Consider the following 12,882-nt stretch of genomic DNA (forward strand, 5'->3'; position numbering starts at 1 on the left):
CTTCAGTATTTAATTTCTCCTGCTCCTTCACCTATTCCCGTTATATAGACTGTTGGCCTGTAGCCTATTTTTTGAGTGTAATTGTGAGTAACCACTTTTATAAATTCCTCTACTGCATCTTCTTTTACAATGCTTACAGTGCAGCCACCAAAGCCTGCTCCAGTCATACGGGAACCTATTACTCCCTTTAATTTTAGCGCTTCTTCTACCAAAGTGTCCAGTTCTTTCCCTGTAACTTCGTAATCATCTCTCAAAGAATTATGAGATTCAATCATTAATTCTCCAAATTTGATTAAGTCTTTATCATTAAGTGCTTTTACTGCATCTAAAACTCTTTTATTTTCAGTTATAACATGCTTTGCCCTTTTTCTAAGCACTTCGTCAGGTATCAAATCTTTGTATTCTTCAAATTGTTCAATTGTAATTTCAGATAGATTTTTTACAGGCAAAGCTTCTTGAAGATATGAAAGGGCCTTTTCACATTCACTTCTTCTTTCATTGTATTTTGAATCCAAGAGCCCTCTCCTTTTATTTGTATTTGTTATCAAAATTTTATAACCTTCTAACTTCAAAGGCACGTATGAATACTCTAATGTATCGCTTTTTAATAAAATAGCATGGTCTTTTTTACCCATTCCAACAGCAAATTGGTCCATTATGCCACAATTTACCCCAACAAAAGTATTTTCTGCTTTTTGACACAATTTCACCAATTTTATTCTGTCAATATTTAAATTGAAAACTTCATTCACTGCAACAGCAGTAACCAGCTCTATTGAAGCAGATGAGGAAAGTCCAGCACCATTTGGAATGTTGCCTTCAAACACAATTTCAAATCCAGAAAAGTCATACCCCTCATCCTGTAGCACTTTTAAAACCCCTTTCGGGTAGTTGGCCCAATCATGGCTTTTATCAAAATTGAGTGCATCAAGGTCTACTTCCACCTTTAAATCGAAATTTAAAGAAGCCATGAAGACTTTTTTGTCATTTCTTTTTCTAATCGCAGCATATGTTCCAAAGTCAAGGGCACAAGGAAATACATAGCCTCCATTGTAATCTGTATGCTCTCCTATTAGATTTACTCGTCCCGGAGAATAGAAAAGCCTTATTTCAGCATCATTTTTACCGTAGAATTTTTCAAGTGCTTCAATTACAGCCGTTTTCATTTAAGGTCTCCTTTCATATCTATTTTTTCAAAGCCTACTGTTTTCATAAATCTTTCAAAGGCTTTTTTCCCTTTTTCATCTCTTTTAAAAACTCCTGCATCTAAAAGAACCTTCAAAAATTTGTTTCCAACCTCCTGTTTTATATAGCTTTCGGCTTCTTCCCTAGTGCAGTTAGTACCATATTTTAGAAGCAATTCTTTAATCCATGGAATATGTTTGTATAAAGGACTGCCTTCACCATACAAGTCTGGATTAAATTTTTCTTCCCCTATTAAAAACTTAATAATTTCCTCCAGCTCAAATTTCAGCCTTCCTGGCAAAACTGCTAATCCCATAACTTCTATAAGTCCAATGTTTTCTTTTTTTATATGGTGAAGTTCCTCATGAGGATGGAAAATTCCATAGGGGTATTCATCTGTTGTCCTATTATTCCGAAGGACAAGGTCAATTTCAAATTTCCCCTCTTTATTAATCCTCGCAATTGGTGTAATCGTATTGTGAGGAACGAGTTCCCTATTCTTTTTAGTATATGCCAATATGTCACAGGATTCATCACTATAGTCCTTCCAAGTATTCAATATATGTGAAGAAAGCTCTATTAGTTTATCCTTGTCTTTACTTGAAAGGCGAATTGCAGACATAGGCCATTTGACTATTCCTGCTTTAATGTTAGGATATTGAGGATGTATAAAGTATTCTTCTATAGAAGCCTCTTCCATTGGAAAAACGTGCCTTCCCCCTTGAAAATGTTCATGGGATAAAATCGAGCCTCCCACAATTGGCAAATCTGCATTGGAGCCCATAAAATAATGGGGGAATTGCTCAATAAAATCAAAAAGCCTCACAAAAGTTTTTTCTGATATTTTCATTGGAATATGGGATTCATGGAGCAAAATGCAGTGCTCATTGTAATATACATAAGGTGAATACTGGAAATACCATTGCTCTCCCGCAACTTTTACCGGGATTATTCTTAAGTTTTGCCTTGCTGGATGATTTAAATTTCCCGCAAAACCTACATTTTCAATGCACAAAAGGCACTTTGGATATCCTGACTGAGGAATTTTCTTTGCCGCCTCAATTTCTTTTGGATCTTTTTCCGGCTTTGAAAGATTTATTGTAATCTCCAAAGCCCCATATTCAGTGGGAGTGCGCCAGTATAGATTTTGTGAAGTTTTATCCATGCGAATATAGTTAGAAGCTTTAGAAAGCTCATAAAAATACTCAGTGGCTTTTTCAATCCCCTTTTCAGAGGCAATGGTATTAAACTTTTTTACAACTTCTGATTCTCTTGGCATTAAAAGCCCCATAATTCTTGCATCCATTAAATCTCTATAGGTAACAGTATCCTCAATAAGGCCTATCTCCACCGCATAGTCCAATAATTTGTTTAAAATAGGAGAAGGGCTTTCTAATTCCTCCTCAGAAACCTCACCTTCATAAGGTTTTTCTATTTTAAATAAATCCATAAGTGCATTGCGGCTTGGAATCACATCTAATTCCTCTATCAAGCCTTTTTTAAGTGCAAACTTTATAAGCCGCTCGATGTGTAATGCTACCTCTCTGGAATCCATAATATATCCTCCAGTGACTTTATTATATTTTTTAATTAAGTCTGTAATAAAAAAGAAATCCACAGTATACAATGGCTTTGTTAAAACAAGAGATTATTAAAACATGACATTCACATGCAATGAAAAACATTTAAAAGAGTTTGTTTATTATTTTAATTAACCTCTTTTTTATTTATATTCGACACATATTTAAAAATTCCTTCTAGTTTATAAAAAGTTTTTTAGATATTTTTATAAAGGCATAGTGTAAAATTATCGTAGGATTTTTAGATGATAAAAAAACAAGAGACAACCCCTGTGATAAAATAGATTGTGGAAAACCAAAAAAACATGAAAGGGGTGTCTCTTGTGAAAAAAATTAAGTTTGAAGATATTATACTACAAAATGCATGTAATTACATCAATAATGTGATAGAAATTTTTAAAAAGTTATTAGAAGAAGGGATGGATATAACAGAACTTTCATTAAAAGTTAGAGAAATGGTAGACAAATTAGGTATAGAAACAATGGTAGCAATTATAGAAGAATTAGATAAGATAATAAAAGAAGACAAGAGAAGGAAAGAGAAATGGGTAGTAGAAAGGGAAGATGAAAAGACTTTAATAACGACAGTAGGAGAAATAAAATATAAAAGGACATATTACAAATCAAAAGAAGATGGGAGATACACCTACTTAACAGATGACGCATTAGGGATAGGTAGGCATGAGAGGATAGAAGAAGGAGTAAAAGTAAAGATAGTAGAAAAAGCGACAGAAGAATCCTATGAAAAAAGCAGTAAAGAAGCAAGCCCAGTAGAATTAAGTAGACAGACAGTATTAAATGCAATAAGAGAGATAGGAGAAGTAGAAATAAAAAAAGAAGTAGAAGAAAAGAAAGAAATAAAAGTATTATACATAGAAGCAGATGAAGACCACGTATCCTTACAAGACGGGGGAAAAGAAATGCCACGACTTGTATACATACATGAAGGCAAAGAGACAAAGAACGGTAGGTCTGAGCTAAAGAATGTCCATTACAAAGCATATGTAGGACAAAAGCCAGAAGACATATGGATAGACGTAGCAAATTACATAAATGACAATTACAAAGAAGAAAAAATAGAGAAGATATACATAGCAGGTGATGGAGCAAGATGGATAAAAGAAGGGATAGAGTGGATACCAAAATCAAGATTTGTATTAGACAGGTATCATTTAAACAAATACATACTCATGGCAACATCGAAAGAGCCAAGATATAGAGATAGGATATGGAGAGCAATAAATGAAGGGAATGAAAAAGAATTAAAAGAAGCATTTAATGAACTATCAAAAATAGCACAAACAGAGCAAGAGAAGAAGAAAATAAGGGAAGTAAAGAAATACATATTAAACAACTGGGAAGGGATAAAAATATACAAAGAAGATGAGGATGCAATAGGGTGCAGTGCAGAAGGGCATATAAGCCATGTATTTTCAGACAGGTTAAGCAGGAACCCATTAGGATGGAGTAGAGAAGGATTAAAGCTAATGGCGAAATTAAGAGTATTTAAGAAAAATGGAGGCAATTTAAGAGAAGTAGAATGGCGTAAAAAGCGCAAAAACAACAATGAAGGTTATAAATTAACAAAGAAGCAAATAAAAGAGGCAGTAAAGAGAGCTAAAACGTATACAAAAGAACAAATAAACAATATTACAGTATTAAACATGGGCAAAGTAACACCAATATATAGAATTTTAAAAGCAATAAAATATGAAAGAGTGATATAAAAAACACATAATAATGGAAACCTTGATTTAAGCAATTTCAGGGGTTGTCTTTAAAAAAATATCCTACAGTATCTTGACACTATCTTATAAAGGTAATGAATAATTGTTAATATTGAAAAATGTGCTAAAATATATTTAGAACGTAGTAAATGGGGATGATATAATGGAAAATATAATACCTAAAAACAAAAAAATTACTTATGAAGAATTCGAAGAAATAGACTCTAAAACTGATGAAATGCTCGAATTCATAAACGGCGAAATATATTTGTTATCCGCCCCTTCAGTGGCACACCAAAGAATTTTAACGAACTTATCGACAGAATTTGGAATATATTTTATAGATAAAAAGTGCAAACATTTTGTTGCCCCTTTAGATGTTATACTACAAAATGACCAAGAAAAGCACAAAGTACAGCCAGATATAACTGTTATTTGTGATGAAAAAGGACTCACTGAAAATAACTATACTGGAGTACCTGAACTTGTAGTGGAGATACTATCTCCTTCCACAGCATCAAAAGATTATATAATAAAAATGGATTTGTACATGAGGTTTGGAGTAAAAGAATACTGGATAGTATCACCAAAAAACCAAGAAATTCAGATATTCAGTTTGCAAGACGGCGTATACGGTGAACCAATTAATTTTTCAAAAGATGAGGTATTAAAATCGGTGATATACGATGACTTAAAAATTGATTTGAAAAATATATTTTAAAAGTGCAGAGGAAATTCTCTGCACTTCAGTTTTAAGACAAACTCCATTTTTAACTCATACAAAAAGTGGGGTCTTCGTTGTTTTTGAATAAATTTGATAAATATTGGATAAAATCTTGCAAATGCTCTTTCTATCGTTTCTTTCCCCTCTCCATTTTAAATCCCCCATTTATTAAATTAAATATGGTAAGTAAAATTAAGCATTGTATACCTAATTTTACTTACCAACGTAAATTTAAACTTGATTTACTAAATTTACAAACTCCCTGGCTCTTTCGGTTATTTTGTCAAACATGCCTTTTGCTATAAGATCTTTATCTACTAATGCTCCACCTAATGATACACCTGTTGCACCTGCTAAAATGAAATCTTTAATATTATTTTTATTAATTCCTCCCGTTACAAAAATAGGTATATGTTTAAGTGGCCCTAAAATTTCTTTTAAATATTGAGGTCCAAATACACCCGCAGGGAAAACTTTAATGAAATCTGCTCCTGCCTCATAACCTGTTAAAATTTCTGTGGGTGTTGTAGCACCGGGAATTACAGGTATACCATACCTATTGCACAATTTTATTACATCAAGTCTCATAACTGGTGTAAATATAAACTTCGCACCAGCTATAATAGCAGCCCTCGCTGTTTCTGCATCTAATACTGTTCCAGCTCCAACAAAATATTTATTTTCTTTATTTAATTCTTTAATTACATCTAAAGCACCAGGAGTTTCAACAGTTATTTCTAATGCTTCAATACCACCTTTTTTTAAGGCATCAGCTAAAGAAAACATTGTGTTTATATCGCTATTTCTAATTACAGCTGTTATTTTAAGTTGTTTAAGTTTTTCAATTATTTCCTGCTTTTTCATTTCGCATCCTCCTCTTAATTTTTATTTCTTATAAAGATATTTAGGTTCCATACCTTCTAACACACTGATAAGCCCTTCTACCGCCATAATTCCCATCCTGTCTGTAGCTTCTTTAGTAGACGCTCCACAATGAGGTGATAAAATTACATTATCTAATTCAAACAATTTGCTATTTAGTGGTGGCTCTTCTTCAAAAGCATCTAATGCTGCCCCTGCTATTTTTTTGTTTTTTAAAGCGTTATATAATGCATTCTCGTTTATAATTCCACCCCGAGAAGTATTAATTATATATGTCGTATTTTTCATAATATTAAATTCTTCTTCATCTATAAAGTGATATGTTTCATCACTTAACGGTATATGCAATGTTATAAAATCTGATTCTTCCAATAACGTTTTTTTATCAACATATTTCATGCCTATTTTATCTGCAAAATCATAATCAGGGTATTTATCATAAGCTAATATTTTCATGTCAAAACCTGTAGCTCTTTTGGCAACACCCTTTCCAATACTCCCTGTACCAACGATTCCTAAAGTTTTACCATACACCTCATAACCAACTATCTTTTCCCATTTATTGCTCCTCACTATATTATCCAACTTAATAACATTTCTGCTTAAGCACAGCATCAGAGAAAAGGCTAAATCTGCTACAGATTCTTTGTTCGCACCAGGAGTAAAAGTGATTTTTATTCCTAACTTCTCAGCTTCTTCAATATCTATATTATCCATCCCAACTCCATACTTTGTTATAACTTTTAGCTTTTTTGCGTTTTTTAATACATTACTTGTAATTTTGTCTAAACCTACAATAATACCATCTATATCTTTTATAATATTAATCAATTCAGATTCTTCATATGGTTTCCCTGATTCATTTCTTATAATTTCATAATCGTATTTTTTTAGCATTTCAAATGGAACATTACTTGTCTTGCCAAAAGATCTTGGTGTTATTAATATCTTTTTTCTCATCTCGAACCACCCATGTTATAGTTTTTTTATAATACCAAGACACATAATTTACGTTAAAAATATAACATATTTTGTTTTACTTTAATTGTAATTCCTATAAGATTGCCCTTTGTTAACCCACCACGATTTAGTCAACTTTACATTTGCTACTCACTTTACCTTACACTTCAAAATTTATATTATACTCTTTTGCCAACTCTATTACTTCTTCATACGTTTTGTCGTTTATCGGAATTCCGTTTTTCAAACGCTCTTCCATCTTTCTTAGTTCTGGTTCACCTGGAAACATAATTTCAATATTATCCTCTGACCTTGGAACAGATTTCATTTTTTCAATATAACAATTAATTTTCTCATTATATTCTTTTATTGGCATTAGATCAGTAATATTAATTGCTATAAATACTATTCCTACATCCTGACCACGATCTAATGTGTTATGAAGTGATCCTACCTCCGGTCCCCATGACGAACCTGTTAGTAAACCGGATATAATATCAATCAACATTGCTAGTCCAAATCCTTTATATCCCCCTAACGGATATAGTGTTCCTTTTAAAGCTTCTTGAGGGTCAGTTGTGGGCTTCCCATTTGCATCAAAAGCCCAATTATCTGGTATTTTGTCACCTTTAGACAATGCAACATAAATTTTTCCTTTTGCTACAGTAGAAGTTGCCATATCTAAATTTATTACTTGGCCGTTATACGGAATTGTAATACATAAAGGATTTGTCCCAACAAATTTGACTTTCCCACCCCATGGTGCCATTGATGCAGGAGCATTTGTCATACCTATAAAGATGCAGTCATTATTTGCTATCATATTTCCATAATACCCTAATGAACCACAATGGTTTGTATTCCCTATAAATGCTGCTGCAATCCCACTTTTCTTTGCTTTATTTACTAAAGGTTCCACCGCTTTATATGCAGCAACCTGTCCCATGTTATTTTTACCATCTATCAATAATAATGGTATATCTTTATCTAAATTCAAGATATCTATATCACCTGATAAATTATACAAGCCTAATTTTGCTCTTTTTACATAAATAGGTAAGTTAGATATTCCATGAGATTCTATTCCTCTTAAATCTGAATATATAAGGTTCTCCGCTATTATTTTGGCATCTGACTCTTTAAAACCCGCTTTTTTAAAAATTTCTACTTCTAGTTCTTTTAATTTTTTTGCATCTACAATCTTTGGCATTAACATCACCCTTTCTATCACTGTATCTAAACTTACATATTTATTCCAAATAGCTTTAGAGCAGCGTCTAAGTTAACTCTTTTGCTTTCTGGAAGTGTTTGAAAAAATACCTCGACATCAAAATTATTTGCCAATTCCCACAGCATCTCCGCTTCTTCCTTTTTTAAACTAACACTCGGAATCACAAATTTTTTCTCTGGACTTTTAGCAAGTCCTCCTACATTCAACTTTTTTATAGGCAAGCCTTTAGTAATAGATTCTTTCACTGTAGCAATATCTTTGTAAAGCAAAATAACTCTGTAATTCCCAAACTTATCATTATTCCATAACGAGATTGCTTCGTCCACGCCAAGTATTTTTACCGCTAAATTAGATGTCGCAGCTGACATTAAATAAATACTTTTCATATATTCATCCTTCGCAAGATTATTGTCAATTACAAAAACAGCATTACAACCAAATCCTTTTGACCATTTAGTCATAACCTGGCCATGAATTAATCTATCATCCACTCTAGCAAAAAGTATTTCTCCCATTTCTAGTTATTTTCCTCCTTTTTACTAATTTTGTATCCTAATTTTTTAATTCCATCAACACTTGATTTATAGCTTATTTCAATCAAATCTTCTGTATCATAATTGTCCCTAGATGATAACATTTCTATCAACATTGGCAAATTAACCCCTGTCAAAATTTTTACATCATATTGCTTTGAAACAGATAAAGCACTATTTGATGGGCTTCCACCAAACAGATCTACAAGAATAATTGTTTCTTTATTCGCTTTTTGGTTGTCTTTAACAATTTTTTCGACGTCCATCCGTAATGATTCAACATCATCCCCTAAATTAAGTCCAAGTGCAACTACATCTTTTTGGTCTCCCATAATCAATTCAGCGCTCTTTAATAACTCTTTACCAAAATTTCCGTGCGTAATAATCAAAATAGCCTTCTCTTTCATTGTTCCCCCTCTTTCTATTTTTAATGGCGTTAAATGTTAAAATGTTTCCTTCATACATAGCATATTCATTCTTTAATTAAATAGCTTGTCTTTCATTCAAGTTTTTTAGTATATATGTTTATCCCTAAACAAGGTAAGAGGGAGAAACAAGCATCCCTCCTCCCTTATAATTTCAGAGAATTACAAGTTTATCAATTTGCGATTTTATCATAGTCAACTTTTAAAATTTTATCTTTCATTATTCTACTAATGTATTACAAAATATATCAATTAAGTCTATATTTTTAACTCTTAAAAACCATTAATATTTAATATTAGAGTATACCTATTTAATATTAGAGTATACCTATAAACCCTAACACAGCAAAGATAACTATTAACCACATAAGCACTTGTATAATTTTCAATCCTTTTCTAGAGAAATATAAATAAACTGACATTACCACAAGTAAAGGTAGCATACCAGGTAATATTTTATCCAGTATCTGTTGAAGCACAAATTCTTTCCCTGAAATAGTCCACTTAAGTGGAGTACTTACATTCACATATGAAGCTGCTAAAACGCCCATCATAAAGGTACCCAAAACCGATAATCCATCTATGATGCTTCTTATGCGTTTACCACTAACTATCTCCGCTACTGCAGCTCGTCCCAAACTATACCCTGCCCTAACAAAGTAAAATCCGTAAAGATATGTTATTGTAACGAATGCAACCCACGGAATCAAAGCACCCAAAGGATTGCCTGCTTGTGCCCAAGGAAGAGCAAGAGCTATTAAAATATATTGAACAGTCCCAGAATCTATCGCATCTCCTATACCCGCAAGCGGCCCCATCAAACCAACTTTTGTATTATTAATAACTTCAGGAGTGACGGCTTCTTCTTTTCTTCCTTCAGCTATTGCTTTAGCTCTCTCTTCTTCTAAAGAAATCGTAATTCCAAGTATAGTACCTCCTCCCCAGATACATTGGGTATTAAAAAATAGGAGGTGTCTTTTATATGCTTCTTTTAAGTCTTCTGCCTTTTTATATAATTTCTTTAAAATAGGCATCATAGCCCACAAAAATGAAGGAGCTATCATTGTTTCATAATTATGAGGAATCTCATTTACATACCACCATCGAAACCAAGCCCGGTGTAAATCTTTCTTAGTAATCTTCTCTGGAAAACCATTAGCCTGGTCAGTACTTAAATCTTTACTCTTTTCGTTTGTCCCCATTTCTCATCTACCTCCTTAATCATTTTTATTCTTCGACTTGTTGCGGGCTAGCTAACATAACATACAAATAAGCTATTATTCCCCCTAAGACTGCATATGTTACAGTATTTACATTAAGAGGTTTCAAAATTACTGTCATAAAATAAGCCAGAAGGAAAAATACAACGAATTTTCTTTTCCCTATAACAGTTAATGTCAAAGCAATTCCTAACGCAGGCAACCCTCCTCCTATAACCGACAACATATGAAAAACTTTGCCAGCAGAAACTGTTTTCACTAATGCAGCTATTAAAGGTGTCCCTTTATAAAGTGCAATGAAAATTGTTGGAAAAAAGATAACTAAACTCACAATGATGGGGAGAACGACAATAGAGAAAGTTATACCTCTCTCATTTAGCTGATCTGCAAATTTATTAGCTAAACGAACGACAAAGGTATTAATAAAAAACCTAAAAGTATAAAGATAACTACCTAAAAGCCCTATAGGAACAGCTACAGCAATTGCTGCTTCTGGACTTAGCTTTGCCAAAATCGCGACCGGTACTGCTATAGCAGTTGCCACAGCCGGTTCGCTTGGCATTGTACCACCTGGAGCAATTAAACCCATGTAAATTAGTTGAATAGCAGCAGTAACAGTCATAGCAGTAGGAATATTATGCAGAACTATGCCAACTATCAAACCTGTCATCATAGGAGTAAAGCGAAGCATTAACGTAGAGTATCCAAGAGCACGTGCTTCTACTATTGCTACCCATAGAGCTATTAAAGCTGCCTGTCCAGCACTAAGAGTAATTTGTTGATCCATCTTTACATCCTCCTTCATTTTAATTATTTTTTAGGCTTTTGCAGTTCCTATTGTGAACAAAAACCCCCGCCACCTCCTTCAGTTTTAAATTATTTTTAAACTTTTGCAAATCCCCAAAATCCTTAAATTAAGGGGTTCAGTTATATACTTTCAAAGGAATTCCCCCCTCTTTTGTTAAATATTATAGACTTGTGCAAAATTCAGAAGCCTTAATTTAAGCCATTCTACAGACATACTTTTTTCCTATCACTCTTGAATTTTTTATCTTTTATGTAGGATTTCCCCTCCCATTTGTCGAATTATTATATATACACTATAAAAAATTTTTTAAGAAGGAGGAAATCCTACATGTACCAGCTTCAATTGCTTTTAAATATACCTGAACTCTTTACCTCTCAGTCTAAAATTGATTTCTATTCTTCTATGTTTGAAAATCTTGACCTGTCTTCAATACCTGAATTCCCTTCCTCTAGTCCTGGCCGTAAGGGTTATTCTCACCATGCACTTTTTAGAGCTTTTATTGTCATGAAAGCTGAAAGATTCGGCACAATTTCTGACCTTTTAGATTATCTCCGCAATAATCTTATCATTGCTCATCTTTGTGGCTTCGACATTTCTAAACCTCTTCCTTCTTATTGGACTTTTCGCCGTTTTATTAATGACTTCTCTCATGATTATTTGACCTCTATTTTTCAAAATCAGGTCAATATCCTCAAAAATATGGGTATTATCTCCGGTGAGTTTATTTCCATGGATTCTACCCCTATTAAAGCTAACACTAAGTTAAATAACCCTAAGTCTTTTTCTAAAAATAAATTCTCTAAAGATAATCAGCCTAAGTCAGATAAGGATTGTAAATTAGGCGTTTATTCTGCTTCTAACGATTCTTCTAATAAACGCTATAAGTTTTATTGGGGCTATAAAAATCACATTATTGTTGATGCTATCTCTGGTTTACCCATCGCTGAAACTACTACCCCCGCTGATGCCCCTGATTTTGAAGCCGCTTTATCTTTGCTTGAGAAGACTAATAAGTGGTTTAACCTTAAGTATGTTAATTTTATTGCTGATAAAGGCTATGATGTTAAGAAACTTTATAATTATGTTAGAAATATTCTCCACGGTCATTGCTTTATTCCTCTTAACAAGCGTAATTCTAAAAATCCCCCTCTGACTGATGATGGTTATATGGTCTGTGAAGCGGGTATTAAAATGCTTAAAGATGGCAAGCAATATTTTGATGGTTTTATTAAGCAAAAATTTGTTTGCAAGTTCTGTAATTCTAAGGATGATTCTGCCTGCCCTATAAATCATCCTAAATATTTTAATGGCAAAAAGCATAGAGGCTGTACTAAGTATGCTATTATATCTTCTGATTATAGGTCCTCTATTAATAGAGACTCCCTATATTTTAAGGCCGTCTACAAATTGAGAATTGAATCAGAAAGATATAATTCCCGCTTTAAAGCTCTGGATTTTGAAAAGGCTTATGTTAGAAATATTAATTCTGTGAGCAACCTTAATACTTTTGGCCATATTACTTTGCTTACTGTCGCTATTGTAGCTATTAAATTGGGCAAATATGATGAGTTTAGATCTCTTGTTGCTTTGATGCAATCGGCCTAATT

At 33.0% G+C, this 12,882-nt stretch carries 12 protein-coding genes; 3 read left to right on the forward strand and 9 right to left on the reverse strand.

Features of this window, described 5'->3' with window-relative positions; translation table 11 throughout:
• Positions 1 to 2: 2 nt before the first annotated feature.
• Positions 3 to 1,166 (reverse strand): galactokinase, encoded by a 1,164-nt coding sequence (locus tag EB239_RS12335; RefSeq protein WP_003869385.1) that lies wholly within the window; start codon positions 1,164 to 1,166, stop codon positions 3 to 5.
• Positions 1,163 to 2,740 (reverse strand): UDP-glucose--hexose-1-phosphate uridylyltransferase, encoded by a 1,578-nt coding sequence (galT, locus tag EB239_RS12340; RefSeq protein WP_003869386.1) that lies wholly within the window; start codon positions 2,738 to 2,740, stop codon positions 1,163 to 1,165. Before galT ends, EB239_RS12335 begins: the two co-directional genes overlap by 4 nt.
• 330 nt (positions 2,741 to 3,070) lie before the next feature.
• On the opposite strand from galT, the gene EB239_RS12345 reads away from it, so the two are divergent.
• Positions 3,071 to 4,492, forward strand: coding sequence for an ISLre2-like element ISTet1 family transposase (locus tag EB239_RS12345; RefSeq protein ID WP_003869387.1), 1,422 nt, complete (start codon positions 3,071 to 3,073; stop codon positions 4,490 to 4,492).
• Between the two features lie 163 nt (positions 4,493 to 4,655).
• Positions 4,656 to 5,213 (forward strand): Uma2 family endonuclease, encoded by a 558-nt coding sequence (locus EB239_RS12350; RefSeq protein ID WP_003869388.1) that lies wholly within the window; start codon positions 4,656 to 4,658, stop codon positions 5,211 to 5,213.
• Between the two features lie 234 nt (positions 5,214 to 5,447).
• Here the strand turns inward: EB239_RS12350 and EB239_RS12355 are convergent, their stop codons facing one another.
• The 7 genes from EB239_RS12355 to EB239_RS12385 all read right to left on the reverse strand — a co-directional run bounded on the left by EB239_RS12355 (position 5,448) and on the right by EB239_RS12385 (position 11,254).
• The gene (locus EB239_RS12355) at positions 5,448 to 6,080 is read right to left on the reverse strand and encodes a bifunctional 4-hydroxy-2-oxoglutarate aldolase/2-dehydro-3-deoxy-phosphogluconate aldolase (RefSeq protein ID WP_003866642.1); all 633 of its coding nucleotides are present in this window, start codon (positions 6,078 to 6,080) and stop codon (positions 5,448 to 5,450) included.
• A gap of 21 nt (positions 6,081 to 6,101) precedes the next feature.
• The gene (locus tag EB239_RS12360; protein WP_003869389.1) at positions 6,102 to 7,058 is read right to left on the reverse strand and encodes a phosphoglycerate dehydrogenase; all 957 of its coding nucleotides are present in this window, start codon (positions 7,056 to 7,058) and stop codon (positions 6,102 to 6,104) included.
• A gap of 160 nt (positions 7,059 to 7,218) precedes the next feature.
• Positions 7,219 to 8,289, reverse strand: coding sequence for an Ldh family oxidoreductase (locus tag EB239_RS12365; RefSeq protein ID WP_318261388.1), 1,071 nt, complete (start codon positions 8,287 to 8,289; stop codon positions 7,219 to 7,221).
• Between the two features lie 11 nt (positions 8,290 to 8,300).
• On the reverse strand, positions 8,301 to 8,804 hold the full coding sequence (locus EB239_RS12370) for a PTS system mannose/fructose/N-acetylgalactosamine-transporter subunit IIB (protein ID WP_003866639.1): 504 nt from the start codon (positions 8,802 to 8,804) through the stop codon (positions 8,301 to 8,303).
• Positions 8,805 to 8,806: 2 nt separating this feature from the next.
• Complete coding sequence (locus tag EB239_RS12375) at positions 8,807 to 9,229, reverse strand: PTS sugar transporter subunit IIA (RefSeq protein WP_003866638.1); 423 nt, start codon at positions 9,227 to 9,229, stop codon at positions 8,807 to 8,809.
• A gap of 335 nt (positions 9,230 to 9,564) precedes the next feature.
• A complete protein-coding gene (locus EB239_RS12380) occupies positions 9,565 to 10,449 on the reverse strand; it encodes a PTS system mannose/fructose/sorbose family transporter subunit IID (protein WP_003866637.1) in 885 nt (294 codons plus the stop codon).
• A gap of 25 nt (positions 10,450 to 10,474) precedes the next feature.
• On the reverse strand, positions 10,475 to 11,254 hold the full coding sequence (locus EB239_RS12385) for a PTS mannose/fructose/sorbose/N-acetylgalactosamine transporter subunit IIC (protein ID WP_003869391.1): 780 nt from the start codon (positions 11,252 to 11,254) through the stop codon (positions 10,475 to 10,477).
• A 348-nt stretch (positions 11,255 to 11,602) separates the two neighbouring features.
• On the opposite strand from EB239_RS12385, the gene EB239_RS12390 reads away from it, so the two are divergent.
• On the forward strand, positions 11,603 to 12,880 hold the full coding sequence (locus EB239_RS12390) for a transposase (RefSeq protein WP_003869069.1): 1,278 nt from the start codon (positions 11,603 to 11,605) through the stop codon (positions 12,878 to 12,880).
• Positions 12,881 to 12,882: the final 2 nt, after the last annotated feature.

Source organism: Thermoanaerobacter ethanolicus JW 200 (assembly GCF_003722315.1).
Taxonomy (GTDB): domain Bacteria; phylum Bacillota; class Thermoanaerobacteria; order Thermoanaerobacterales; family Thermoanaerobacteraceae; genus Thermoanaerobacter; species Thermoanaerobacter ethanolicus.

Bases quoted from the DNA above. Each gene is read 5' to 3' on its own strand.
- EB239_RS12335 (WP_003869385.1), bottom strand. From the start codon at position 1,166: ATGAAAACGGCTGTAATTGAAGCACTTGAAAAATTCTACGGTAAAAAT.
- galT (WP_003869386.1), bottom strand. From the start codon at position 2,740: ATGGATTCCAGAGAGGTAGCATTACACATCGAGCGGCTTATAAAGTTT.
- EB239_RS12345 (WP_003869387.1), top strand. From the start codon at position 3,071: ATGAAAGGGGTGTCTCTTGTGAAAAAAATTAAGTTTGAAGATATTATA.
- EB239_RS12350 (WP_003869388.1), top strand. From the start codon at position 4,656: ATGGAAAATATAATACCTAAAAACAAAAAAATTACTTATGAAGAATTC.
- EB239_RS12355 (WP_003866642.1), bottom strand. From the start codon at position 6,080: ATGAAAAAGCAGGAAATAATTGAAAAACTTAAACAACTTAAAATAACA.
- EB239_RS12360 (WP_003869389.1), bottom strand. From the start codon at position 7,058: ATGAGAAAAAAGATATTAATAACACCAAGATCTTTTGGCAAGACAAGT.
- EB239_RS12370 (WP_003866639.1), bottom strand. From the start codon at position 8,804: ATGGGAGAAATACTTTTTGCTAGAGTGGATGATAGATTAATTCATGGC.
- EB239_RS12375 (WP_003866638.1), bottom strand. From the start codon at position 9,229: ATGAAAGAGAAGGCTATTTTGATTATTACGCACGGAAATTTTGGTAAA.
- EB239_RS12380 (WP_003866637.1), bottom strand. From the start codon at position 10,449: ATGGGGACAAACGAAAAGAGTAAAGATTTAAGTACTGACCAGGCTAAT.
- EB239_RS12385 (WP_003869391.1), bottom strand. From the start codon at position 11,254: ATGGATCAACAAATTACTCTTAGTGCTGGACAGGCAGCTTTAATAGCT.
- EB239_RS12390 (WP_003869069.1), top strand. From the start codon at position 11,603: ATGTACCAGCTTCAATTGCTTTTAAATATACCTGAACTCTTTACCTCT.